A 24,776-nucleotide genomic window follows, 5' to 3' on the forward strand; every position below is an offset into this window, starting at 1 on the left:
TGGTAAGACCACAGTCCGGACGGATGTTGAGAACTATGACGTTGACCGGCAGACCTCTGGCGATCACCATGTGGGACTTCTCCTGGCTCGAACGGCGCTGGGACGGCGCCGGGTACGAGGACTGGGACCGCGCGCTGGACGAGCTCGTCGAGCGCGGCTACGACGCGGTGCGCATCGACGCCTTCCCCCACCTGGTGGCGGCCGATCCGCGGCGGACCTGGCGCCTGCTGCCCGTCTGGCACTTCGAGCAGTGGGGCGCGACCGAGCCGGTGTCCGTGCGGGTGCTGCCCGAGCTGCTGGAGTTCATCCAGGCGTGCGCGAGCAGGGGTCTGCGGGTGGCGCTGTCCTCCTGGTTCCGCCGGGACGAGCTCGACACCCGGTCCCGGATTCGGACGGCCGCCGACCTGGCCGCCGTCTGGGACGTCACGCTCACGGCCATCGAGGACGCCGGTCTGGCCGACGCGATCTACTTCGTCGACCTGGTGAACGAGTGGCCGCTGGCGATGTGGGCGCCCTTTCTGTACGGCAACGACGCGGACGCCGCCGCGCTGTCCCGAGCGGACGAGCGGGTACGAAGCTGGACGCGCGAGGCGATCGGCACCCTGCGCGCCAAGCATCCGCGCCACCGCTACACGCTGTCCTTCGCCACCGAGACCACCGGCGCCGACGGTGAGGACCTCACCGAGCTGGACCTGCTCGAACCACACGTGTGGATGACGCCGCAGGCCACCGGCTTCTACGACGAGATCGGCTACGACCTGGAGCACTCCCAGTTCGACCCGCGCGCCTACGAGCCGCTGTCCGGCCCGGCCGAACGCCTGTACCGAGCCGACCCGGGGCGGTGGGCCGGCGGCCTCACCGACCACATCCAGCGCGTCGCCGAGTGGTCGCGGTCGGCCGGCAAGCCGCTGGTGACGACCGAGTGCTGGGCCATCGTCAACTACAAGGACGGGCCGGGCCGGGACTGGGGCTGGATCAAGGAGCTGTGCGAGGTCGGGCTACGCGCCGCGCTGGCCACCGGCCGCTGGGAGGCGCTGTCGACCAGCAACTTCTGCGGGCCGCAGTTCGCCGGAATGTGGCGTGACGTGGCCTGGCACCGCGGCATGACCGACGCCATACACGCGGGGGCAACCGAATTCACCGCCGCTCCGTGAGCGGCCTTCTCCGTGAGCGGCCCTCTCTCTCTGAGCGGCCCCTTCCCTGAGCGGTCTCACCCCACAACGGCTCGTGTCCTGAGAGGAACGAACACATGAGTGCCATCCCCCGTCGAGACCTCCTGCGCGGCGCCGCCCTGCTCACGCTCGGTGGCGCGGCGAGCCAGCTCACCCTGACCGGGTGCGGGTCGTCCGAGGAGCAGGCCGGCTCCAGCAAGACCGGGCCACAGGGCCAGGTCGTCGTCTGGATGCACGAGGAGCCCGCCAACACCAAGTACTTCAACGCCAAGATCGCCGAGTACCAGAAGCAGTTCCCGAAGGTGTCGATCAAGCCGCTGTACGTCCCGATCGCCAACCTCGACACCAAGCTCTCCACGGCGTTCACCACGGGCGCGCCGCCCGACCTGATCAAGGTCGGCGCCTGGACCCTCGCCGAGCGGGCCTCGAAGCAGCAGCTCGCGCCGTTGCCGCCGGCGGAGTTCGGCGCCGCGTCCATCGACGCGCTCAAGGGGAAGTTCGAGGCCAACGCGTTCGCCGCGCTGACCTACGAGGAGCAGGTCTACGGCACGCCGATCGACTTCAACTCGGTCCACCTGTGGTATCGGCGCGACCGCTTCGAGAAGGCGGGGCTCGACCCCGACAAGCCCCCCACCACTTGGGAGCAGGTCGCCGAGTTCAGTCAGAAGCTCACCAACGCCGACGCCTCCCAGGTCGGGCTCCAGTGGCAGCTCGCCGACAACATCTGGGCGATGCTGAACTTCATCCCGCTGATCCGCGGACTGGGCGGGCAGATCATCGACGAGAGCTCCCGGCGCGGCACGCTGAACACGCCGGAGGGCATCAAGGCGCTCGAATACTACGGCAGCCTCGGCAACCCGAAGCTGAGCGACCCGGTCGGCGCGTTCGGCCTGTTCGCCAAGGGCACCTCGGCCATGCTGATGTCCGGCCGGTTCACCTCGAGCCTCATCCCGGCCATCAACCCCAACGCCAAGCTCGGCCAGACCTTCGACAGCGCCCTCGTGCCCAGCTGGGAGGGGAAGGAGAAAGTGGCCGCCGGCTACTCCTGGGGATGGTTCGTCGCCAAAAAGGCGAAAAATCCGTACACGGCGTGGCATTTCATTAACTGGCTGCTCAACGGGGACAACGTCAACCAGCAGCTAGCCGCCACCGGCCTGGTCACGCCGACGGCAGGCTGGCAGAAGCTGCCCGCCGCGAGTGACAAGGCCAGCCAGCAGCTGGAGCAGCAGATCCCGTACACCGACTTCGGCCCGGTGCTCCCGCAATGGACCGAGACGATCAAGGCGCTGCTCGACGCGCTCGAATCGGTGATCCACAAGCAGGCGCCCGCCCAGCAGGCCGCGACCGCCTTCGACGCCGCGGTGGGACGGATCCTCAAGTGATCGGCAGCAAGGCCCGCACCATGAGCGCGGTCGAGGCCCGCGCCGGCGCGGGCCTCGCCGCCCCGGCGATCGTGTACTTCGTGCTGTTCTGGGCGTTGCCCGCGCTCGCCGCCCTGTACCTGAGCTTCACCTCGTACGACCTCTCCGGCACCCCGCAGTGGGTCGGGCTCGACAACTACCGCGAGATGGTGACGAGCGACGAGTTCTGGAGCAGCGTGTGGGTGACGCTGCTGTACACGGTCTTCGCGGTGGGCCCGACGATCGTGATCGCGCTGGTCGTGGCCGTGCCGCTGGCCAAACCCGGCAGGTTCCGTGCCTGGCTGCGCGGGCTGGTCTTCATTCCCGCGGTGATGCCGCTGGTCGGCGCCACCGTACTGTGGCAGGTGATCTACTCGACCGGCGGCCTGGCCGACGCGCTCGCCGGCGCGGCCGGGGTCGGCCCCCGTCCCTGGCTCACCGACTCCGACTACGCCATCTGGGCGCTGCTCGTGATGGTCATCTGGAAGTACGTCGGCCTGTACGTGATCATCTTCGTGGCCGGGCTGCAGGCCCTGCCCGCCAACGTCTTCGAGGCCGCGGCCATCGACGGCGCCCGCACGCTGCGTACCTTCTTCCTGGTCACCGTGCCGCTGCTGCGCCGGACCTTCACCTTCGTGATCGTCGTGGCGGTCACGGGGGCCATGCAGTCCTTCGTGCCCGCCTACCTGCTCACCAAGGGCGGACCGGTCAACGCCACCCAGGTGCTGCCCCTGTACCTCTACAACAACGCGTTCTCCTTCTCCCGCTTCGGCTACGCCTCCGCGATCGCGATCGTGCTGCTGGTCGTGCTGCTGGTGTTCGCCTTCACCCAGTTCACGTTGGTCAGGAGTGACGAGGAATGAGCGGACGAATGAGAATCGGCCGGTCGCTCAGCGCCGTGGCCCTCATCGGCTTCGTGGCGCTGATGCTGCTCCCGCTCTACTCCATGATCGTGCTCGCGTCGGCGCCGGACGACACCGACCTGTCCGGGCTGCGGTTCACCGGTTTCGCGCTGTTCGGCAACATCGGCGAGATCATGTCCGACGGCCGGTTCCCGCGCTACCTGATGAACAGCGTCCTGATCGCGTCGGCCGTCTCCGTGCTCGACGTGGCGATCTCGGCCGCCGCCGGGTACGCGCTGGCCCGGCTGCGCTTCCCCGGCCGGGCCGCCCTGCTCAACCTGGTGGTCGTCGCGCTGTCCCTGACCCCGGCGGTCGTCATGATCCCGGTGTTCGTCATGCTCAGCGAGATCGGCTGGCTCAACAGTTACCAAGGGCTGATCGCGCCGTTCGCCGCCAGCGCGCTGGGCGTCTTCCTGGTGCGGCAGTTCGCGCTGGGCATTCCCGTGCAGATGCTGCACGCCGCGCGGGTGGACGGCGCCAGTGAGCTGCGCATCTTCCTCCGCATCGCCGTACCGCTGCTGCGGCCGGCGCTGCTCACCGTGCTGCTGCTGCAGTTCCTCGCCCAGTGGGACAACCTGATCTGGCCCTTGATCGCGGCCAGTGAGCAGGACCTGTGGACGCTGCCGCTGGCGCTGTCGTCCTTCGAGGGGGAACACGGGATCGTCTACCACCTCCAGACCGCGGCGGCGCTCATCTCGATCCTGCCCCCGCTCGTCCTGTTCTCCTTCCTGCAGCGTTACTACGTCTCAGGTCTCACCCTCGGAGGGGTCAAACGATGACCGACGGCATCCGCGTCGAGCGGGTCACCAAGCGCTACGGCAACCAGGTGCTGTTCGCCGACATCGACCTGCACGTACGGGACGGGGAGTTCCTGGTGATCGTCGGCCCGTCCGGCTGCGGGAAGTCCACGCTCATGCGCATCGTCGCCGGCATCGAGCCGGTCAGCGCCGGCCGGGTGACGGTGGGCGGGCGGGACGTCACCCACGCTCACCCCGGCGACCGCGGGATCGGCATGGTCTTCCAGGACTACGCCCTGTACCCGCATCTGAGCGTCGAGGGCAACCTGGCGTTCGGGCTGCGCGCCCACCACGTGCCGAAGGAGGTCATCCGTCAGCGGGTGGCCGACACCGGCCAGGCCCTCGGGCTCACCGACCAGCTCAAGAAGAAGCCCGGTCAGCTCTCCGGCGGCCAGCGGCAGCGGGTCGCGCTCGGCCGCGCCATGATCAGGGAGCCGGCCGCGTACCTGATGGACGAGCCGCTGTCCAACCTGGACGCCGCGTTGCGCGTGCAGATGCGGGCCGAGCTGATCGAGTTCCACCGCCGCACCCGGGGCACCGTCCTGTACGTGACGCACGACCAGGTCGAGGCCATGACCATGGGAGATCGGGTCGCGGTGCTCAACGAGGGCGAGTTCGCGCAGATCGGCACCCCGGCCGAGATCTACGAGAAGCCGGCCAGCGTGTTCGTCGCCACGTTCCTCGGCAGCCCCCGGATGAACCTGCTCGACGCCACCGTACGCCCGGCCGACGCGCACATGGAGCTGACCAGCGGCGAGCTGAGCTGGCGGCTGCCGCGCGAGGGATTGCCCGCGGACCTGCCCGAGTCGGTGCGGATCGGCTTCCGGCCCGAGTCGGTACGGCTGCCCGTCAGCACCGGTACTCCCGCCTATGAGCTGGCGGCGACCGTCTCGTACCGGGAGAACCTCGGCAACGAGAGCATCTTCCACCTCCGCGACAGCACCGGACGGACCATCATCGCCCGCCTCCCGCCCCGCAGCGGGCCGCGCGACGGCGAACACGCGACCTTCCAGGTGCCGCTCGCCGATCTTCATCTCTTCGGCCCTGATGGGCGGGCGTGCTGGCACGGCACCGAACTCGCTGACGACGGCCAGCCGCTACCGTGGTCGGCATGACCGCTGGGCGGGGGAAAAAACCGTCGACGACGAACCTCGGCACACTCATCGCCGTACTCGAGAACCGGATCCTGACCGGACAGTGGGCACCCGGTGCCCGGCTGCCGTCCGAACGCGACCTGGCGGCCGAGTTCACCGTCAGCCGCCCCGTCATCAGGGAGACGCTGAAGGCCCTGCAGGAGCGCGGGCTGGTCGAGGTCTCGCCGCAGCGCGGCAGCTTCGTCCGCCAGTACACGGCCGAGAACCTGATGCGGCCGATGAACCTCGCGGCCCGCGCGGCGGGCGTCACGGCCCGGCAGCTCATGCGGGCCCGCGTCATGCTGGAGACCGAGGCCGCCGGCCTGGCCGCGACCAACGCCACCAAGCAGGACCGGACCGACCTGCTGCGGATCCACCAGCTGTTCGCCCAGCCGGGCAACGTGCACGCCAGGGCACGCGTCGACCTCACCTTCCACGAGACCATCGCGCGGGCCTCCGGCAACCCGGTGATTCACATGATGTTCACCGCGATCCAGGACCTCACCTACGGCCTGATGCTGCGCAGCCTCAGCGACCGCGAGGTACGCGCCGCCGGTGAGCCCCTGCACACCGTGATCCTGGAACACATCCTCGACCGCGATCCCGACGGGGCCCGCGAGGCGATGCGACGGCACCTCGACATCGCCGGAGACCTCTATGGGCCGGACATGGACACCAGCCTGGCCGAGGTCATCGAACACCAGCTCGCGGCGCCCTCGGCCGAGCTTTTGGCCGACGACAACGTGACGGCGGACTCCACACCCGCCTGACACGTCACCATGGCACCGCCGTGTGGAGATGATGCAGGAGACCAGTGCCAGGGCTGCGCGCCGCGCTGGAGCATGCCTGCGCCGAAGCGGGCCTGGCCCCCGACGTACGCGCCGAGACCGACGACCTGGCCCTGCTGGCCGAATTGGTCGAGCACGGCTTCGGCATCGCCGTCATGCCGCGCTCGGCCGCCCGGCGTCTGGGCCCGCGTCTGGTCACGCTCCCCCTGCGCCACCCCGCCCCGGGCCGCCCTCTGACGCTGATCTGGCGCCGGGACCACGTCACCGCCCAAGCCTCCCGTCACCGGCCATCGGTAGGGCAGACCGGCCGCCGCGCGGCCCAGCACGCCCCGGTGCCTGTACGGGCTTGTACGGATGATTCGGCCAGGGCTTCACCGGCCACCGCGTTCTCGTCAGCGTGGTTCCGGCAACCACCCGTCGCGGAGCGCATGGGCTTCGCGCGAGCAGAGAGGGGAACCCCGTTGTCCAGACTCGTCAAGGTCGCGTCCGCCGCGGCGGCGCTGTCCGGAGTTCTCGCGCTGACGGTCACGGCGGCCCAGGCCGTGGCCAGCTCCCAAACAGGCACACAGACCAGCGCGCAGTATTTCACCGGCGAGAGCGGCCCCTGGACCGCCCAGACCATCGGCGCCTGGGGGAACATCCCGACGGCGTCCGTCAACATCACCGTGCCCACGGGGACGACGCGGTTCGTCGACGCCCGCTTCACCGCCGAGTCCGTCTGCGTCGGCACAGCCGGCGCATGGTGTTCCGCGCGCATCGTCGTGGTCAACTCCGCCGGGACGACCACCGAGCTGCAGCCGGTCGCGGGCACGGACTACAAGTTCGACAGCCCCGACGGCGCCGAGGAGGCGCATGCCCTCGAGCGTTTCTCCCCCTCTCTGGGCCCCGGCACCTACACGGTCCGGGTGCAGGCCCTGCGCATGTCGGGCATCAGTCAGTTCATCCTCGACGACTACGCGTTCACGGTCGGTCTCGTCGAGCCCTGAGGCGGGCTGGGAAGCTGCCGGGACATGACCCCGTTCGTCCCGGTCACGGGCAGGGGGGACGGTAGGGCAGACCGGGCATCCGGCGGGCCCATTCCGCCGGGCTGATCACAGGGTAGGCGAGCGCGCATGCCTGCCGGGCGGCGCGGCCGGCGTCGGTCTCCCAGAGCCGGACGGTCGCGTCGACGCCGCCGGTGGCCAGCGTGCGGCCGTCCGGGCTGAACGCGGCGGCGTACACCCGGTCGGTGTGGCCGCTCAGCGTGACCGTGGCGTCCGGCTGGCCGGCACGCGTGAGGTCCCACAGGTGCACGGTGCCGTCGAAGCCGGCGGAGGCCAGCAGTTGGCCCCCCGGGTGGAAGGTCACGGCGGCGACGGCGCTGGTGTGGCCGATCAACGGCACGGGCGGCCGCCGGGCGGGCCGGGCGGCGATGTCGTGGAGCAGGACCACGCCGTCGGCGCCCGCCGAGGCCAGCCGGCGGCCGTCCGGGCTGAACGCCACGTCGTTGACGGCGTTGCGGTGGCCGGTCAGAGTGGCGGTGACGGCCGGGTGGCGGGTGTCGGTGACGTCCCACAGCCGTACGGTGCGGTCGGCGCCTCCGGTGGCCAGGGTGCGGCCGTCGGGCGAGAAGGCCACCGCGAGGACCGTGTCGCCGTGCCCGGTGACCGTCGCCAGCGGCCGCGGGTGTCGCGGATCGGCGACGTCCCACGTGCGCAGGGTGCGGTCAGCGCCCACGGTGGCCAGGGTCCGCCCGGACGGATCGAAGGCGGCCGAGTACACGTTGTCGGTGTGGGCCTTGATGGTGGAGAGTGGGCTGGCGCGCCGGCCGTCGCGCACCTGCCAGAGCCGGACGGTGAAGTCGAGGCCGGCGGTGGCGAGTACCTTGCCGTCCGGTCGCCACACCGCCCGGACGATGCCATCGGTGTGGCCGACCAGGACGGCCCGTGGCGTGGGCGGGCGCCCGGGGGCCAGGCTCCACAGCCGCGCTGTCCGGCCGGCCCCCGTGACCAGGGTGCGGCCGTCGGGGCTGATGGCGACCGTGTAGACGGTGCCGTCTTGCCCGCCGATCAGCGGCGCCCGCAGGTCCCACAGCCGGATGCTTCCGTCTCTGGAGGTGGTGGCGAGCGTTTCACCGGAGGGCTGGAATTCTGCGGCGAGGACCGTGTCGGCGTGCCCGGTCAGGGTCAGGGGGATGCTCGCGGGCCGCTGGAGGTCCCACAGCCGTACGGTCATGTCGTAGCCGCCGCTGGCGAGGCGCCGGCCGTCCGGGCTGAACGCCAGCGCCGCGACGCCGTTGGTGTGTCCGGTGAGGGTGCCGATCGGCTTCGGCGCCCGCGGGTGGGCGACGTCCCACAGCCGTACCGTGTTGTCGAAGCCGGCGGTGGCGAGCGTGCGGCCGTCCGGGCTGAACCGCGCGGCCAGGATCGCGGCGGTGTGGCCTTCGAGGTCGGCCAGGCGCCGGGGACGGCGCGGGTCGGCGACGTCCCACAGACGCGCGGTGTTCCCGGGCCCGGCGGTGGCCAGGACGTCCGCGGCGGGGGCGAAGACCGCCGTGGTCATCGTGCCGGGCTCGACGGGCAACTCGGCGGCCAGGTGCGGACGCGAGGGGTCGGACACATCCCACAACCTCGGAACGCCGTCATGGCCCGCCGTCGCCAGGGTGCGGCCGCTCGGGCTGAACGACACGTGCCGGATGCCCTGGGCGTGGCCGGTCAGCACGGCCAGCGGGCGCGGCGCGCGCGGGTCGGCCACGTCCCACAGCCGGGCCGTGCGATCGTCACCGGCCGTGGCCAGCACGCGGCCGCCGGGGGCGAACGCCACCGCCAGCACCGCCCCGAGGTGGCCGCGGAGCACCGCCAGAGCCCGCGGACGATGCGGACGGCGCACGTCCCACAGGCGCGTTGTCTGGTCGGTGCTCGCCGTGGCCAGCAGGCGCCCGCCGGGCTGGAACGCGGCCCCGTAGACGGCGTTCTCGTGGCCGGTCAGCAGGGTCGCCGGCATTCCGGCCACCGCGCTGAGCAGGCCGCCTCTGGCCTCGGCGGTGGGGAGCAGCCGGTAGGCGGCCAGGGCGAGCTGCGCGGCCAGGCCCGGGTCGGCGACGCGCAGTGCGCCGGTGTCCGTCGCCGTCTTCCGCGAGAGCGCCTGGTCGCGCTGGTACGTGGCGGTGCGCTCCGCGTCGGCGGCGGCACGCTGCGCGCGTACCGCCACACCGGACGCGACCAGGGCCAGAACCAGCAGGGCCGCGAGCGTGGCGACGGCCTGGTGCAACCGGCGGGTCCGGCGCCGGGACTGGCGAACGCCCGCCTCCAGGAACTCCCGCGCGTCCGCCGGGAGCCGCCCGCCATAGCCGGCGGCCCACTCCTGCGCCGCGACCAGGCGCCCGCCGCGATACAGCGCGTCGGGGTCGCGATGGAGGCGTGCCCAGGCCGCGGCGTCGGCGGCAAGCCGGCGCGCGACGACCAGCCCGGCACGGTCGGCGTCCACCCAGGACCGCAGCAGGGGCCAGGCGCGCAGCAGGGCCTCATGGCTGATCTCGACAGTGTCCTCGCCCGCGGTAATGAGCCGCCGCGCGACGAACCGGTCGAGTACCTCCTCCATCTCGGCCGCCTCCTCGCCGTCGCAGCCGTCGAGCAGCTCGGCCACGGTGGCCCTGCGCCGGGTGTCGGCGGCATCGGGCGCGACATGCACCAGGTGCAGGAAGAGGCGGCGGGCCAGTTCGCGGCGGCGGCCGATGAGCCCGTCGTGGACGGCGTCCGCGCTGGCCGCCACCGCACCCTCGATGCCGCCCACCGCGTGGTAGGCGGCAACGGTCAGGCTCCGGCCCTGACCCTGGCGCCAGGTGGTGTACAGGGCGTGCGACAGCAGCGGGAGTACGCCGACCTCGTGCGCCCCGCCGTCCGCGGCGACACCCCCGGACGGGGCGACCTGCCGCAGCAGCAGCTCGACCAGGCCGTCCTCGATCTCGACGCCGGCACGCCTGGCCGGCTCCACGATGGCCTCGCGCAGTTCGGCCTCCTCCATCGGGCCGACGGCGAGCTGGCCGTCCTGCGCGAGCGCGACCAACTCCGGATGCCGCAACGCCGCCGCGTAGAAGTCGGCACGCAGCCCCAGCAGCACGAGCGCGCCGCCGGGCGGCGCGGCCGCGGCACGCACGGCGGCGATGAAACCGCGCCGCTCCGCCTCGTCCCCGCACTCGGTGAACACCTCCTCGAACTGGTCCACCACCAGCACCAGCGGCCGGTCGCCGGCCCCGGCCCGGCCGGCGTACCGGGCGGCGGCCCCGGGATCCTCGCGGACGACCGCGGCGATCTCGCCCGCCGGCACGTCGGCCAGGGCCGCCAGCCGGGCGGCCAACTCGGCCACCGGCCGCGCACCGGGGACGGTCACGACCATCGGCCAGTGCGCGGAATCGGGCAGGGCGCCATCGCGGAGGGCCGCGACCACGCCGGCCCGCAGCAGGGAGGACTTGCCCGACCCGGAGGGCCCCACTACCAGCCGCACGCCTCCGCCCGCCGCCCTCATCCCGGCCACCTGCTCGAGCAGCCGGCCGGTCAGCGCGCGCCGCCCGAAGAACCAGCCCGCGTCCTCCGGCTGGAAGGCGGCCAGCCCCCGATACGGCTCGGGACCGGCGACGCGGCGGCCGGGAGCCCGCCGTACCCGCCGCCAGGCGGCCAGCCACGCGCCGGCCTCCGCTGGATCGGCCACCCCGCACACGTCCAGCACCCGTACCAGCAGGTCACGCGACGACGTGGCCGGTAGTCCGCGGCCCGCGAACCAGTCGCCGAGGGTGCTGTGCGCGCCGTACGCGCCGGCCTTGGTCGCCACTTGCCGTACGGTCAGACCAGCCCGCTCGCGCAGCGACGAGAGCTCGCGCGCGAACTCCTGGCGGGTGGCGATCCTGCCCGGATCAGGACGGCCCGGATCGGCGTCGGCGGACTCGGACACACGGCCTCCTCTGCAGTCATGCGGCTACGCGCCATAGGCCGGCGCCACCTTTATGTCGCTGACTGATCACAACTGGTTACAGCCGCCCTGTACGGGCTTGTACGGATGATTCGGCGGCCATTGCGGAGCGGGGGCATGACGCCTCACGGTCGGCATATCGGCGGCCGGTATCCGGAGCCGACCACCCTCACTCCTGGTCCCGGACAAGTCAGTCGAACATTCACGGAGGGTCCACGCCAATGACAGCATCGACTTCCGCTCACGGCCGGCTCGACGTGCGGCGAATACGGCGGATACGGCGGCGAGCGGCATCGTTCATCGCATCCGCGCTGATCGTCGCGGCCGTTCTCCCCGCCGACGCGGCCCGCGCCTTCGCGGACGTCGCCGTGAACCTGCAACTGCGCGGCGCCTACGGCTCTGTGAGCATCCGCGTCAACGGATCACCGACCGGCACCTGCTCCGTCTCGAACTGCCTGTACATGGTGCCCGTCGGATCAACCGTGCGATTGACCCCCGACGGAGACATCACTTCCTGGGGTCCCGGGCCCTGCCAGTACGTGTTCGGCACCCAGCCCTGCAGCTTCGCGGCGCTGTCGAACACCAGCTTCCAGGTGGTCTTCCTCGGCTAGGACGTTCCCTTCCCGGCCTTTTCGCAGTCCACCTTTCGATGGATCCTCACGCGAGCAGCCGGCTGTCGGCCTCAGCGTGACACCGACGGCGATGAGATCGGTCAACGTCAAGCGTGGCCGCCCACGGTGATCGGGCCGAGCGTCAGCTGCGGCTCGCCCTCCAGGATCTGTCCGGTGAGCGCCACCTGCTCGTCGAGTTCGCGCAGCTGGGCGGGGGTGAGCTCGCGCAGCGACTCCACCGTGACGGCCAACCGGCGGCCGGACCGCCGCTGGTGCCACACCCCCGCCACCTGCCCGTCCACGAGCAGCACCGGGAAGTTGCCCGCCTGGCCGCCGTTCAGCGCCCGCGCGGCGGCCGGGCCCGGGTACAGCAGCTCGCGCGGCCTCCCGGCCACGACATAGGCATCGAAGTACGGCAGGAGCCGTACACCCCTCGGCGGCTCGTCCGGTACCTCGGTGTCACCGGCCGCCACCCAGGCCGGAACACCATCGAACAGCACCTGCTCCGGCTCGGCCGCCGCGAAGCCCGCGGCCGCCCACTTGACCGGCGCCCCGATCCACTTGGCGAACTGCTCGGGCGTGGCGGGACCGTACGCCCTCAGATAGGCGTTGACCAGCTCAACCAGACAGTCGTCGACCGGCTTGACTGTGTGGCAATCCGTGGGCGGGGCGATATAGGTGACCTTGCGCCCCCTCGCCGGGCCGAACACGAACGACCCCCGGTGCGCCGCCGTCGCCATGGCCTGCCGCCAGCGCGGCCACATGGTCTGGAAGGCCGGCATGACGAGGTCTCCGGCCCACGGTCCCGTGGTGGCCACGACCGCGTCGCTCAGCTCGTCGATCGTCAGGGCCGCTCCGGTCATCAGCACCTCGCGGATCGCCTCCACGACCTGGTCGGTCTGCGCGGAGGTCAGGCGTACGTCGTGGGCGAATACCGAGTGCGCGACCGGTAGCGTCGACAGGGCTCCCACCCACATCGGCAGGTCGCGGGCGGGCAGCAGGTGTACGGTGCCGCGCGGGCCGTGCGTCTTGACCAGAGTGCGCTCGCCCCACAGCGCCTCGCGCACCCCGGCGCGCGTGACGCCCTCCAGGCGAAGGCCGATCGACAGCTCGGCCGCCGACATCACCTGGGCATGGGCGCCGCACATGGCGGCGACCACGTTTGCCGGAGTGGCGTCCTTCGCGGGGGCGGCCAGGCCGTGCCGTTCCAACCGCCTGGCGCTGACCTGGGACCACGACATCTTCATCATGAGACCGACCCTATGGAGTAATGCGGCAAGATTCGTTCCGCGTTTCGAGCGGTGTCGCAGGGGGACACACTCGATACGTACATGTGTTCAGCGCCTCTACGACGCTCGTTCTCCCGGGTCGGGAAGGCTGAGCAGGGATGGAGCCGAATGTGCGGGCCGTGTGTCACATCCGGCGCACGACGATCACGGGAGTTCTCTTCCTTGCGGACATCGCGGCGGTCGTGTCGTTCCGTCACATGCATGAGCTCTGTCTCCGGCACGGTGAGGATCGCCTGGCGGTGGTGCTCATCCCGCTCGCGGTGGACGGCACGATCGTTGTCGCTTCGATGTCCATCCTCTTGGCCAACCGGTACGGTTCGTGCGGTGGCGTGCTGGCGTGGATCATGCTCGGGGTCGGCAGCCTCGCCAGCCTCGCCGCTAACGTCGCGGTCGCGGAGCCCAGCCTGATCGGCCGGATTATCGCTGCATGGCCAAGTGCGGCTCTCATCGGTAGCTACAAACTCTTGATGTCTCAGATCCGTCGGTTCTCAGCCGCGTCGAAGCGCGTGGCGGACGCTGTGGAAGACCTATCGGCCGCAGAATCAAGCTGTTCGTGAATGTGCAGGCGAAGCCATCGGTGATCTGCCTGTGCGCGGAGTGGGTCGCAGTGATATCGAGGCTCTAGGTCTTCACCGTTCTGCCTGGCGGTGGGCGCAGGAGAACCGACGCCCGGACGGAGGTCTACCATCCGGAAAGGACATCGCTATGGCGTTATTGATGCCCTGCTGTGCGAGCCTTGACCTGGGACTTTACCCTAGGGTCACTCATCACCCTGGAGGGATCGCAACGTGCATTCATGGCCGCTTACATGACCAGCAGCCTAGCCACCCCAAAGCTCAGCCGAGACCCCGCGCTCCAGCCTCGGCTGCTCGATCTCGCCGTAACGCGCGACCGACGCGCTGAAGTGCGCAGCCCAGATCTGGTTGCCGAAATCGAAGTGCCACCATTCATCGGCGTCGCACCGGAAGCCGGCGCCCGTCATCGCGTCCCGGAGAATCCGCCGGTTGCTCCGCGCGATCGTGTTCCAGGCGTTGTCTTCGAAGTAGAGCGCGGCCGACTCCGGCCCGAAATGGTCATACGGCGTGCCCATGTCGAGCTCGCGCCTGTATGCGTCCACCAGGGTCAGATCCACGGCTCCCCCGGTGGCGGAATGCGGCACCCTCCCAGACGTCGGCGCTACGACTGCTGTCGCTCGGCGCAGGAGCGCAGTGGACCACGCTCCTCCTGCTTGCTATTAACGGAGCGATCCCCCGAGTAGATGCGCCTGGACCAGGCGATCACCGAAGTTCCTAAAAGACTCACCGAGAAGGAGATCGCTGCGATGGTCACGAAGCTCGGCGACCTTCGAAAACTGCTCCACAGCGCCGATCCGCAGGACAAGGCTGATGTGTACGAGCAGCTCGGCCTACGTATGACCTACGACCCAGGCCAGAAAACAGTGATCGCCAGAGCTCAGCTCAGGCGATCATGTACCAAATTGTGTCCGAGGGCCGTTTCGTTCCGCTTTACGAGCGGGCTCAGGGCCGGTGGGCGCGGACGATGAGGTCGGCGGCTTCGGCGGCGATGGCGTGCCGTCGTGCGGGTGGCAGGGGCAGCATGCCGTACGCCGTCTCGACCCGCGCGTCGGTGATCACCAGGTGCAGGAACTGGCGGGCCGCCCTGGCCGGATCCGGCACCCGCAGCCTGCCGTCACCGTCGCAGGCGCGCAGGTAGTCCCCGACGTCGCTGTCCAGCGACGAGGAACTCGCCCGCCAGGTGCGCTGCAGCTCCGGGTGGTGACCCACCTCCGCGATGGTCAGCCGGTGCAGCGCCGCCACTCGCGGCGACAGAGCGATGTCCAGCGTCCGCTCCCCGAGCGCGGTCAGGTCCGCACCCGGATCGCCGGTGAGGGCTACGGCCTGGCCCGGTGTGCCTCCCATCGCTGACCTTGCCTCCTGGATGGTGGCGAGGAAGAGCTGTTCCTTGTCGCCGAAGTGGCCGTAGACGGTCTGTTTGCCCACGCCCGCCGCCGCGGCGATCGCGTCGACGCTCGCACGGGCGTAACCCAGGTCGGTGAAGACCTGGATGGCGGCGTCGAGGATGGCCCGGCGCTTGGCCGGTGAGCGTCGCGGGCCGTGGTCGGCCATGGCTTGTCCCCACTTTCGTCGAATAGGTACTAGTCTACGAGACTAGACGGTCTAGTCTAGTTTGGAGGGCGCATGGACGCCGATGTTGTGGTGGTCGGAGCCGGACCTGTGGGTTTGCTGCTCGCCGCCGAGTTACGGCTGGCCGGGGTAACGCCGCTGGTGCTCGACCGGCTCGCCCGGCCGACGAGCGAGCCGAAGGCACGCGGAATCGGGCCGCTGGCCGCGGAGGCGCTGCGCCGCCGCGGGCTGGGGGACGACCTGGCGAAGTTCCAGGAACAGGGGCTCGCCGACAAGGCACGCGACCACGGAAGTGAGAAAGGGCACTTCGCCCAGATCCACAAGATCGACCCCGACCTCCAGGAGGAACCCGAGCGGATCGGCGCGCTGATCTGGCAGCCGGACCTGGAACGGATCCTGACCGAGCACCTGGCCTCGCTCGGCGTCACGGTCCGGCGCGAACACGAGGCGACGGACCTGGACCAGGACGACTCCGGCGTCACCTTGACCGTACGGACGCCGGAGGGGGAGCGGCGCGTCCGCGCGGCGTACGTGGCGGGCTGCGACGGCGGCCGATCGACCGTACGGAAGCTGACCGGGTTCGACTTCCCCGGCACCGCCCCCACGAGCGTCGTACGGCGGCTGATCGGCGACATCTCGGGCATGGAGCGGCTGCCCGCGCCGGGCTGGCAGCCGGCGGGGATGTTCATGAGCGCGCCCGGCATGGTGGCGACGGTCGAGCACGACGGCTTCCCCGAGGACCGCGACGTGCCGCTGACCGGGGAGGAGATGCGCGACAGCCTGCTCAGGGTGACGGGCGTGGAGGTTGAGGTGACAGCGGTCCGCGACACCCTGCGCTTCACCGACGTCGCCCGTCAGGCGGCCACCTACCGGCTCGGCCGCGTCCTGCTCGCGGGCGACGCCGCCCACGTCCACTCTCCCAACGGCGGCCAGGGACTGAACCTGGGGCTGATGGACGCGGTCAACCTGGGCTGGAAGCTGGCCGCCACGGTCACCGGGCGCGCACCGGACGGCCTGCTCGACACCTACACCGCCGAACGTCACCCCGTAGGCGCCGCCGTCCTGCACAACACCCGCGCCCAGTCGGCGCTGCTGCGACCCGGAGCGCACGCGGCGGCCATGCGCGACATCGTGTCGGACCTGCTCGACCTGCCGGAGGTCAACCGCTACTTCGGGCGGCTGCTGAACGGGCTCGGCACCCGCTACGACCTCCCGTACCCGGCAACCCATCCCCTGGCCGGCCGCCCCTGCCCCGACCTGCGGCTCACGCTGCCTTCCGGCGGCACGCGGGCCCTCGCCGAGCTCGCCACGTCGGGCCGGCCGCTGCTCGTCCACGCGCCGTCGCAGCCCGAGATCGCGCAGGCGGCGGCCGCTTGGCGAGGCGCGCTGGATATCGTCGAGGCGACCGTCGAGGACCGTGACGGCCTGTCGGCCGCCTTCGTCCGCCCCGACGGCACGGTCGCCTGGGCGTCCGGCCCCGGCCCGGCCGACACCACCACCCTGATGGCGGCCTTCCACGCTTGGCTGCCGCCTGCCTGACGCCTCCAGCGGCGGGTCGCTATGGGGCATGGTCGGTGGTCCGTATGGCGTGACGCCTTCTGCCCGGCGGTCGGCGAGGCATGGCCGATCGCCGAGCATCCAGAATTTCTTGACAACAACTTTTTTCGGTGCCATCGTTTCACCATGTACGAAGTGGCGGTGATCGAAGACCCCGCGGCAGCCGAGGCGTCGCTCGACCCGATGCGGTCGAAGCTGCTGGCCGAGCTGGTCGAGCCCGGCTCGGCCACGTCGCTGGCGGCCAGGGTCGGCCTGGCCAGGCAGAAGGTCAACTACCATCTGCGCACGCTGGAGCGGCACGGGCTGGTCGAGCTGGTGGAGGAGCGCAAGAAGGGTAACGTCACCGAGCGGGTGATGCAGGCCACGGCCGCCTCCTTCGTGATCTCCCCGGTCGCGCTGGCCGCGGTGCAGCCCGATCCCGAGAAGGCGCCCGATCGGCTGTCGGCCCGCTGGCTGCTCGCCGTCGCCGCTCAGCTGGTCCGCGACGTCGGGACGCTCATCACCGGCGCCACCGAGGCTCGCAAGCGGGTGGCGACGTTCGCGATCGACGGCGAGGTACGGTTCGCCTCGGCGGCCGACCGCGCGGCCTTCGCCGAGGAACTGGCCGACGCCGTGACCGCGTTGGTGAGCAAATACCACGACGAGACGGCCGAGGGCGGTCGCGACCATCGGTTGGTCGTCGCCGTGCACCCGTCGCTGAAGGAGCGCTGAGGTGGGACATTCCTTCGAGCTTCCCCAGGAGGCCGAGGTCGGGGCGACCCCCGAGGAGGTGTGGGCGGCCATCGCGACCGGCCCCGGCATCGACTCGTGGTTCATGGGCCGCAACGAGGTGGCCGACGGCGTCGTGCGTACCGCCTTCGGCCAGTACATCCCCGAATCGACCGTGACCGCCGAGGAGCCGCCCGCCCGGTTCGCGCACACCAGCGCGACGGCGGAGGACGGCCGGTTCGTCGCCTACGAGTTCCTCGTCGAGGGGCGCGATCAGGGCAGCACCACGCTGCGCATGGTGACCAGCGGCTTCCTGCCGGGCGACGACTGGGAGGCCGAGTTCGAGGCCATGTCCAGAGGGCTGGAGATGTTCTTCGCCACCCTGGTCGCCTACCTGACACATTTCCGCGGCCGGACCGCCACGCCCGTCACCGAGTTCGGGCCGCCCGTCGCCGACTGGCCGCGCGCCTGGGAGATCCTGTACGACGCGCTCGGCACCCCGGGCCACGCCAAGCCGGGCGACACCGTACGGTTCGCGCCCGCCGGGCTCCCCCCGATCGAAGGCGTCGTCTACTACGCCAACGCCCAGACGCTCGGTGTTCGGACCCCGGACGCGCTCTACCGGTTCCTGCAGGGGTTCGGCGGCTCGATGGTCGCCGCGCACCACCTTTTCGCCGGCCCCGGCGACCAAGGACCGGCCTGGCACGCCTGGCTCGATCATCTTTTCGCCGAGCGAAAAGCCTGAACAAGGTCACAGCCCACGTAGAGGACCTGTCGTCGGGCGCCGCCCTGGCCCTGCGCGGCGGGGGAGGCGGTGCCCGGCGAGCGGAGTTCATTCCACCTACGGCGGTCGCGTGACGCTCAGTCCAGTGCGGCCACGTGCTCGGCCAGCGCGGCCGCCAGGGTCCGCTCGCAGGTGGCGGCGTCGTCGGCGGCCCAGCACACGTAGCCGTCGGGCCGCAGCAGCAGGGCGGCCGCGCCCAGGTCGTCCGCGCACTTGGCCCGTACGAGATCGACCCGCGCGGGCAGCCGGAACTCGGCGGGGACGATCCCGGCCAGGTCGAGCAGGACCGCGTGCCCGGCGCCGAACAGCCCGGACAGCCGGGTCGACGCCGAGCCGACGAGCAGGTCGGCGTCCGGCACCCGCTGCCCGGCCAGCGGATGCTCGCCGCCGAGGTCGTAGCCCAGCGACAGGCCGGACATCAGGCCCGCCATGTGGCGGTTGGCGTCCGGCAGCCGCAGCAGGTCGCTGAAGATCTCGCGCAGCGCGGCCACGTCCGCGCTGGGCCGAGGCATGCTCAGTACGCGCTGAGCGGACGTGTGGTGCAGCACCTGGGCGGCCACCGGATGCCGTTCGGCCTGGTAGCGGTCCAGGAGGCCTTCGGGCGCCCGGCCCTGGAGGGTCGCGGCCAGCCGCCAGCCGAGGTTGATCGCGTCCTGCACGCCGAGGTTCAGGCCCTGCCCGCCGAACGGCGGGTGGATGTGCGCGGCGTCGCCCGCGAACAGCACGCGCCCCGCCCGGTAGTCCGCCAGCTGCCGCGTCGCGTCGGTGAAGCGCGAGGAGTTGTCCACCGCGCGCAGCACGGTCTCCTCGCCGTAGACGGCCCGTAGCGCGGTGGCGACCTCCTCCTCCGTGACCGGCGCGTCGCGGTCGTAGTGTCCCTGCTCCTCGCTGCCGAACGTCAGCCGGTAACGCTCGCCACCGATGGGAACCAGCATCGCCCAGTAGCCGCCGCCCTCGCGGACCAGGCTGCTCATGTGGCCCAGCGCCGTGGGGACCGACGCCGACGTGGCGGACAGCCGGACGTCGGCCAGCACCGCCACGAACGTCCCGTCCCGGCCGGGGAAGGGCAGGCCCAGCAGCTTGCGTACGGTGCTCCGCCCGCCGTCGCACGCCACCAGGTAGTCGGCCCTGAACCGCCGCTCACCGGTGCTCACCGTCACCCCGTCGCCGTCCTGCTCGACCGCGGTGACCCCCGCGTCGCGCAGGACGCGCGCGCCCCGGGCGGTCGCGGCCTCCTCCAGGACCTCCTCGATCTCCCACTGAGGAACCGCGATCGGGTACGGATGCCGGGTCCGCCACGGCTCGCAGTCCAGCGGCACCGGCAGGGCCGCGAAATGGCCACCGATCGGTTCGCGTACCAGAGCCCGGCTCAGCAGCGGCTCCACCAGCCCGCGCAGCTCCAGCAGCTCCAGTGTGCGGGGCTGGACGGCGCCGCCCTTCATCTGCTCGATGCGCTGGGGCAGCTTCTCCAGCACGAGCGTGTCGACCCCGGCCAGCGCCAGCTCGTACGCCAGCATCAGGCCGGTCGGCCCGGCACCCGCGATGACCACCTCGAAGTCCTTCATGACCCGCCCTCTTCCCGTGGTTTGATCGTCTGAGTGCGAATATATACCCAGTGCAGAAAAAGTCCAAGTGCAGATTTCTGGTAAGGTGACGAGCGTGACGAACGAGCCCGGACTGCGCGAGCGTAAGAAGCAGCGGACACACGCCGCGATCTCCGAGGCGGCGATCGAGCTGTTCCTGCGGCACGGGTACGACCAGGTGTCGGTGGCCCAGGTGGCGGAGGCGGCCGAGGTGTCCAGGCGCACGCTGTTCGCCTACTTTCCGGCCAAGGAAGATCTCGTGGTGCAGCGGTTCGCCGACCACGAGACGGAGAGCGCCCGGGTGGTCGAGTCCCGCGCGGCGGACGTCACACCGCTGGAGGCGCTGCGGGTGCACTACCTCGACGCGCTGGCCAGGCGTGATCCGGCCAGCGGGCTCAACGACATACCCGCGATCGTGGCGCTCTACCGGATGGTCTTCGAGACCTCGTCGCTGGCGGCCCGGATGCACCGGTTCCAGGCGGCGGCCGAGCAGGCACTCGCCAATGCGCTGCGGGAGACGGCGGGCGTCGATGAGCTCAGCGCCCGCGTGGCGGCCGTCCAGATCCAGGCGGTCCACTGGACGCTGACGATTGACAACGCCATGCGGCTGGCGGGCGGCGAGAGCGCGGACGAGCGCTACCCGGGCGCGGTGAGCGACGCCGAGCGGGCATACGCCCTGCTGGCCAACGGGCTGGGCCACCTGGGCGCGCCAGACCGGGCCTGAGCCCCCTGGGCGCCGCCGTTCGGCGAATCGGGGAGCGGCGTGGAGAGCGGTCGCCGGTCGGTGAATCGAGGAGCGACGTACCGGGTGAACCGGGTCATGGGTGGCTGCCGTTCGGTAACGGCAGCCACCGTTGTTCGTTACGCCGCGAGGGCGTTCTCCAGGAGTGGCCGGTGGCGCAGCATCCACGCCGCCGCCCGCGCCTGCCAGGCCAGGGCCCACAGCGGGTCCGGGTCCGTACTCTCGGGCGTGATCCGCGACTTGACCGCCACGAACGCGCAGTCACGGATGGCGAACTCGATCATCCGCGTGACGAAGCCGTCGCGTTCGGCGGCGGGCAGCCCGTAGCCGTCGAGGAAGCGGCGCAGCTGGCCCGCGCGCGCCGCCGCGCCGGGCAGGCCCTGCCGTTCGGCGACGTCGTCGTCGTGCAACTGGGCGTTCCACCACGCGGCACCCGCCACGTCGTCCAGCCGGTCGATCGGACCGGCGCTGGTCCAGTCGATGTACGCGACCGGCAGGCCGTCGCGGGCCACCGTGTGCCACGGTCCCGTGTTCCGATGGCTGATGATCGCATCGGGCGCGGAGCTGTGGAACGGCCACCGTTGCCACACCGCGTCCGGCGGCGGCCGGAACCCGGCCGTCGCGTCGTGGAGCTCGCGCAGCAGGCAGCCCGCCTGCCACACGCCCTCGTCGGACCAGGCGTGCGGGTGGACGAAGTCGCCGTCGATGTAGGTCACGGCGTCTCGTCCCTCCTCGTCGTAACCGTCGCCGACCAGGCGGGGGCTCCCGCTGAAGCCCGCGTTCTCCAGGTGCAGCAGCAGCGCGTGGACGCTGTCCGTCCACGGCCCGGCCGGGCGCAGCACGACGTCGCCGTGCCGGACCACCGGCGTGGGATTGCCCTCGGCGCCCAGCAGGGGCTCGAAGGATGATTGGGAAGACACTCTTGCTCCTCGTGATCGTGATGGGAGATCACTCCAACGCGAGGAGCCCGGTACGCCTCAGGCGACCTCTCGCGTCGGAGTGTGAGCCGAGACTTCGCCGAGGACCTTGGTGGCCATGTGCCACACCTCCTGCCGGATCGCGGGGCACCGTCCTGGCCGACGCTGCCACAGCCGGGGAAGGCTGAGCAACGCATTTGTCCGCCGGTGCGGAGAAGCCCGGTGGGCGGGGCAATTCGGGTCGTGACCGCTTTCGGGTCGTGACCGCTTTCGGTCGGCATCAGGTTTTGGACCGGCATCAGGTTTTGGACCGGTATCGGGTTTTGGACCGGTATCGGGTTTAGGCCGGTATCGTCGTCAGGCGTCGGGCCGATGATCTAGGGGGATCCGTGACCGAGCCGAGCCTGCTGTGCGTGCACGCGCATCCTGACGACGAGGCGTTGTGGACCGGTGGAACGCTTGCCCGGTTCGCCGACGCGGGCGCCAGGACGGGCGTCGTCACCTGCACGTGGACCGAGGGCACGCGCCGGGTCGCCGAGCTGGCGCGCTCGCTGGAGATCCTCGGCGCGGGCGAGCCGCGACTGCTCGGGTACGCCGATGGCAACGCCGGGCTGTCGGCGCCGGGCGCCGCCCGCTTCGTCGACGCGCCGCTGGACGAGGCGGTCGGGCGGCTGGTCGGGCACATCCGAGACTTCCGGCCCGATGTGGTGATCACCTATGACGGGTACGGCGGTTACGGCCATCCGGATCATGTCCACACGCACCGGGTGACCCTGGCGGCCGTCGAAGCCGCCGGGTACGACCAGCTCTATCCCACCGCCGGCCCAGCGTGGCGGCCGGGTGCGCTCTATCTGGTGACCCTGCCCCGGTCGATCGTACGGTCCGCCTGGGAGGATCTCTTCGGAGCCGCGCCCGGCGGCGACCAGACGCTTCCCGGGATACCCGACGACGAGATCACCGCCACCGTGGACGTCCAGCCATGGGTGGAGCGCAAGTGGGCGGCGGTGCGGGCGCACGAGTCGGAGATCGAGCGCGGCGCGTCGATGGGGCTGCTGACCGCGCTGCCCGAGGCGACACGCGACCGGCTGCTCGCCACCGAGTGGTACACCGGCGGCGACCCGAAGCTCAGCCTGCTGGTCTGACGCCCGCGCGAGCGATGGCCGCCTCGATCCCGTCGAGGACCACGGTGAGTCCGGCGGCGAAGGCCGGTCGTGCCTTGTCTTCCAGGTATGTCGTGGCCTGCCCGGAGCGCGGGGTTTCACGGGACGGTGGGGGAGGCGGGTCGTCGGTCTCGATCCAGGCGACCATCGGGAATCGTTCGGCGAAACCGGGGGCGACCTCTTCGAGCAGGGCCGATCGGGCGTACCACCACTCCTCGTCGGACACCCCGGTCGCCGCCGGCGCCTGCCGTGACTCCGCGACCGTCCTGGCCGCGCCCCGGACGAAGTCGGTCAGCAGCGAGACGACGCCCCGCAGCGGTCCGGCGCGCAGCCCGGTCGCGCGCAGGACGCCCACCATCGTCTCCATCATCACGAACTCGTTGGGCCCCAGCACCGGCCGCGCCTGCGACACCTGCAGCACCCACGGATGACGTACGTAGAACGCCCGGACGTCCTCGGCCCACGACGTCACGGCCGCCCGCCAGCCCGGTCCGAGGTCGTAGCCGGTGGGCAGCTCGGCCAGGGCGCGGTCGTGCATCAGGTCGATCAGCTCGCTCTTGCTGGGCACGTACGTGTAGAGGGCCATCGCCGTACGGCCGAGGCGTTCGCCCACCGCGCGCATGGACAGGGCCGCCATGCCCTGCTCGTCGGCGACCGCGATCGCGGCGTCCACGATCATGTCCACGCTCAGCCCCGGCTTGGGGCCGGGACCGGTGCGCGGCTCCGGCCCCGTCGCCCGCCACAGCAGGGCCATTGAGCGGCGCGCGTCTCCCTGGCCGGCGAAGACCACCACCTGACAACCCCCTGCGGACGCGATAATCCCTAACGCCATAATCTCCTTACGCCATAAGGATATCAGCGGTGATCACCGAAGCGCGGAACGGTGCGCGGTGGCTGCCGGGGCAGGCTGATCAGGCGCAGGCCGGCCGACACCATGGTCCAGCCGAGCGCCGTCACGCCGGCCGCCCACCTGGGCGGGAGCTCACGCCGGCAGTCTCGGAGCAGGCGCCACCTGGTGGCCTCGGCCCGTAACTCGGTGGCTCTGTGGCGTTCGGTGTAGAGGTGCATGTCGGGGTGCATGTGCCGACCTCCTGGAAGTCTCGGGGGCCATGACGCTCAGGCCCGGAACGGGAATCCGAAGAACTGCAGGGCGACGTGCTCGCGCCCCTCGGTGTCGCCCGCCGCCTCGGCGGCTTTGCCGCGCGCCCACCACTTCTCGGCGACCGCGTCCATCTCCTGGCCGAGCAGTCGCAGCTCCTCGGCGGTGAGCGAGGCCAGGTATTCGCTGGCGAACGCGGCGCCGCGCCACTCGGCGGGCCAGGCGGGCTGCTCGTCGAGGTAGCGCTGGTACATCTCGTCCTGGAGCCGGGAGGCCACGCGGGACAGGGCGGTGCGGGCGGCGACGATCTCCGGGCCCTCCTCCGGGGCCGGGGCCCGGGCGCTGACGTGCTGCGCGGCGATTTGCCACCAGCGCTCCCTGCCGTCGCCGGTCTGCGGCGCGGCCTCTTCGATGAGGCCGTGCGCGGCGAGTTTGCGCAGGTGGTAGCTGACCAGGGAGACGGCCTCGTCGACCTGGTCGGCCAACTGGGAGGCGGTCGCCGTGTCCGCCACGATCAGAGCCCGGTAGAGCTTCAACCGCAGTGGGTGCGTGAACGCCTTGAGCTCGTCGAGATCGCTGAGGCGGCGGGTCTCGTGCTTGGCCATGGCTCCACCCTAGAAGCGAAAGAAAAATTGCGCAAATAAAGTTGCGCATAACAAGCCATCGCCCAGAGGGCCGTGGGTGGTTCGGGGGCCCACTGCACCGTGGTGGGTTCGGGGGCCGACTATCGCGGGCCCAGTCGCGGGCCGGCATGGCCAATCGCCTCGACCGGCTGGAGGCGGCGGGGCTGGTCGAGCGGCGTCTCGACCCGGCCGACCGGCGCAGCTTCCGCATCGTGCTCACCGAGGAGGGGCGGCGGGTCATCGACGCCCCGCTCACCGAGCACGCCGCCAACCTGGCCCGGCTGGCCGCCGGCCTGCCGCCGGACGACGCGACCGAGCTCACCCGCATCCTGCGCGGCCTGCTGACCCCACCCGGATAGAGCCGCCCGCCTGGAGTTCCTGTGTGGCCATTGACATAAAAACCCTCTTTTCCTACTGTTTATG

Annotated in this window: 24 protein-coding genes; 15 read left to right on the plus strand and 9 right to left on the minus strand. The window is 71.2% G+C overall.

All coding sequences use genetic code 11. The features are described 5' to 3' along the window. The first annotated feature begins 41 nt into the window (after positions 1–41). The 7 genes from AB0B64_RS44210 to AB0B64_RS44240 all read left to right on the plus strand — a co-directional run bounded on the left by AB0B64_RS44210 (position 42) and on the right by AB0B64_RS44240 (position 7,178). Positions 42–1,154, plus strand: coding sequence for a cellulase-like family protein (locus AB0B64_RS44210; RefSeq protein ID WP_358186360.1), 1,113 nt, complete (start codon positions 42–44; stop codon positions 1,152–1,154). A 95-nt stretch (positions 1,155–1,249) separates the two neighbouring features. Continuing rightward, complete coding sequence (locus tag AB0B64_RS44215) at positions 1,250–2,554, plus strand: extracellular solute-binding protein (protein WP_358186386.1); 1,305 nt, start codon at positions 1,250–1,252, stop codon at positions 2,552–2,554. Continuing rightward, entirely contained in the window at positions 2,551–3,435 is an 885-nt protein-coding gene (locus tag AB0B64_RS44220; RefSeq protein ID WP_357951931.1) for a sugar ABC transporter permease, read from the plus strand. The genes AB0B64_RS44215 and AB0B64_RS44220 overlap by 4 nt, the downstream gene beginning before the upstream one ends. Positions 3,436–3,443: 8 nt before the next feature. Further along, positions 3,444–4,253: a carbohydrate ABC transporter permease gene (locus tag AB0B64_RS44225; protein WP_358186401.1), complete on the plus strand. Its 810-nt coding sequence runs from the start codon at positions 3,444–3,446 to the stop codon at positions 4,251–4,253. Continuing rightward, on the plus strand, positions 4,250–5,386 hold the full coding sequence (locus AB0B64_RS44230; RefSeq protein ID WP_358186407.1) for an ABC transporter ATP-binding protein: 1,137 nt from the start codon (positions 4,250–4,252) through the stop codon (positions 5,384–5,386). The genes AB0B64_RS44225 and AB0B64_RS44230 overlap by 4 nt, the downstream gene beginning before the upstream one ends. After that, positions 5,383–6,174 carry a FadR/GntR family transcriptional regulator gene (locus AB0B64_RS44235; RefSeq protein WP_358186412.1) on the plus strand — a complete coding sequence of 264 codons (792 nt, stop codon included), beginning with the start codon at positions 5,383–5,385 and terminating at the stop codon, positions 6,172–6,174. The genes AB0B64_RS44230 and AB0B64_RS44235 overlap by 4 nt, the downstream gene beginning before the upstream one ends. 44 nt (positions 6,175–6,218) lie before the next feature. Continuing rightward, entirely contained in the window at positions 6,219–7,178 is a 960-nt protein-coding gene (locus tag AB0B64_RS44240; protein WP_358186416.1) for a LysR family transcriptional regulator substrate-binding protein, read from the plus strand. 43 nt (positions 7,179–7,221) lie between these two features. On the opposite strand, the gene AB0B64_RS44245 is transcribed toward AB0B64_RS44240, so the two are convergent. Continuing rightward, on the minus strand, positions 7,222–11,118 hold the full coding sequence (locus AB0B64_RS44245) for a helix-turn-helix domain-containing protein (protein WP_358186422.1): 3,897 nt from the start codon (positions 11,116–11,118) through the stop codon (positions 7,222–7,224). Between the two features lie 239 nt (positions 11,119–11,357). Here AB0B64_RS44245 and AB0B64_RS44250 point away from each other — a divergent pair, with 239 nt between their 5' ends. Then, on the plus strand, positions 11,358–11,747 hold the full coding sequence (locus tag AB0B64_RS44250; protein ID WP_358186429.1) for a hypothetical protein: 390 nt from the start codon (positions 11,358–11,360) through the stop codon (positions 11,745–11,747). A 107-nt stretch (positions 11,748–11,854) separates the two neighbouring features. On the opposite strand, the gene AB0B64_RS44255 is transcribed toward AB0B64_RS44250, so the two are convergent. Further along, a complete protein-coding gene (locus AB0B64_RS44255; RefSeq protein WP_358186435.1) occupies positions 11,855–12,997 on the minus strand; it encodes a winged helix DNA-binding domain-containing protein in 1,143 nt (380 codons plus the stop codon). Between the two features lie 137 nt (positions 12,998–13,134). On the opposite strand from AB0B64_RS44255, the gene AB0B64_RS44260 reads away from it, so the two are divergent. Continuing rightward, the gene (locus AB0B64_RS44260) at positions 13,135–13,593 is read left to right on the plus strand and encodes a DUF2637 domain-containing protein (protein WP_358186442.1); all 459 of its coding nucleotides are present in this window, start codon (positions 13,135–13,137) and stop codon (positions 13,591–13,593) included. A 263-nt stretch (positions 13,594–13,856) separates the two neighbouring features. Here AB0B64_RS44260 and AB0B64_RS44265 read toward each other — a convergent pair whose 3' ends face one another. Further along, positions 13,857–14,195, minus strand: a complete 339-nt coding sequence (locus AB0B64_RS44265) for a M15 family metallopeptidase (protein WP_358186448.1) — start codon at positions 14,193–14,195, stop codon at positions 13,857–13,859. 358 nt (positions 14,196–14,553) lie between these two features. After that, on the minus strand, positions 14,554–15,162 hold the full coding sequence (locus tag AB0B64_RS44270) for a TetR/AcrR family transcriptional regulator (protein WP_357951958.1): 609 nt from the start codon (positions 15,160–15,162) through the stop codon (positions 14,554–14,556). Positions 15,163–15,234: 72 nt separating this feature from the next. On the opposite strand from AB0B64_RS44270, the gene AB0B64_RS44275 reads away from it, so the two are divergent. From AB0B64_RS44275 to AB0B64_RS44285, 3 genes are all read left to right on the plus strand, one after another. Continuing rightward, positions 15,235–16,719, plus strand: coding sequence for an FAD-dependent monooxygenase (locus tag AB0B64_RS44275; RefSeq protein WP_358186456.1), 1,485 nt, complete (start codon positions 15,235–15,237; stop codon positions 16,717–16,719). A gap of 144 nt (positions 16,720–16,863) precedes the next feature. After that, positions 16,864–17,448 (plus strand): helix-turn-helix domain-containing protein, encoded by a 585-nt coding sequence (locus tag AB0B64_RS44280; protein ID WP_357649752.1) that lies wholly within the window; start codon positions 16,864–16,866, stop codon positions 17,446–17,448. A 1-nt stretch (position 17,449) separates the two neighbouring features. Continuing rightward, positions 17,450–18,190, plus strand: coding sequence for an SRPBCC domain-containing protein (locus tag AB0B64_RS44285; RefSeq protein ID WP_357951961.1), 741 nt, complete (start codon positions 17,450–17,452; stop codon positions 18,188–18,190). 116 nt (positions 18,191–18,306) lie between these two features. Here the strand turns inward: AB0B64_RS44285 and AB0B64_RS44290 are convergent, their stop codons facing one another. Then, complete coding sequence (locus tag AB0B64_RS44290; protein ID WP_358186467.1) at positions 18,307–19,794, minus strand: FAD-dependent monooxygenase; 1,488 nt, start codon at positions 19,792–19,794, stop codon at positions 18,307–18,309. Between the two features lie 94 nt (positions 19,795–19,888). Between AB0B64_RS44290 and AB0B64_RS44295 the strand changes: the two genes are divergently transcribed. Continuing rightward, the gene (locus AB0B64_RS44295; protein ID WP_357951964.1) at positions 19,889–20,536 is read left to right on the plus strand and encodes a TetR family transcriptional regulator; all 648 of its coding nucleotides are present in this window, start codon (positions 19,889–19,891) and stop codon (positions 20,534–20,536) included. A gap of 137 nt (positions 20,537–20,673) precedes the next feature. Here AB0B64_RS44295 and AB0B64_RS44300 read toward each other — a convergent pair whose 3' ends face one another. Further along, entirely contained in the window at positions 20,674–21,474 is an 801-nt protein-coding gene (locus AB0B64_RS44300; RefSeq protein ID WP_358186474.1) for an aminoglycoside phosphotransferase family protein, read from the minus strand. A gap of 386 nt (positions 21,475–21,860) precedes the next feature. On the opposite strand from AB0B64_RS44300, the gene AB0B64_RS44305 reads away from it, so the two are divergent. After that, positions 21,861–22,613, plus strand: coding sequence for a PIG-L family deacetylase (locus AB0B64_RS44305; protein WP_357951968.1), 753 nt, complete (start codon positions 21,861–21,863; stop codon positions 22,611–22,613). Here the strand turns inward: AB0B64_RS44305 and AB0B64_RS44310 are convergent. The 3 genes from AB0B64_RS44310 to AB0B64_RS44320 form a co-directional block, all read right to left on the minus strand. After that, entirely contained in the window at positions 22,597–23,424 is an 828-nt protein-coding gene (locus AB0B64_RS44310; RefSeq protein WP_357951970.1) for a TetR/AcrR family transcriptional regulator, read from the minus strand. The genes AB0B64_RS44305 and AB0B64_RS44310 overlap by 17 nt on opposite strands. Positions 23,425–23,486: 62 nt before the next feature. Then, the gene (locus AB0B64_RS44315) at positions 23,487–23,711 is read right to left on the minus strand and encodes a hypothetical protein (RefSeq protein WP_357951972.1); all 225 of its coding nucleotides are present in this window, start codon (positions 23,709–23,711) and stop codon (positions 23,487–23,489) included. A 36-nt stretch (positions 23,712–23,747) separates the two neighbouring features. After that, complete coding sequence (locus AB0B64_RS44320; RefSeq protein ID WP_358186486.1) at positions 23,748–24,335, minus strand: helix-turn-helix domain-containing protein; 588 nt, start codon at positions 24,333–24,335, stop codon at positions 23,748–23,750. Positions 24,336–24,481: 146 nt separating this feature from the next. On the opposite strand from AB0B64_RS44320, the gene AB0B64_RS44325 reads away from it, so the two are divergent. Further along, on the plus strand, positions 24,482–24,712 hold the full coding sequence (locus tag AB0B64_RS44325; protein WP_358186491.1) for a winged helix DNA-binding protein: 231 nt from the start codon (positions 24,482–24,484) through the stop codon (positions 24,710–24,712). Positions 24,713–24,776 lie beyond the last annotated feature (64 nt).

This window comes from Nonomuraea sp. NPDC049129 (assembly GCF_040648495.1).
GTDB lineage: Bacteria > Actinomycetota > Actinomycetes > Streptosporangiales > Streptosporangiaceae > Nonomuraea.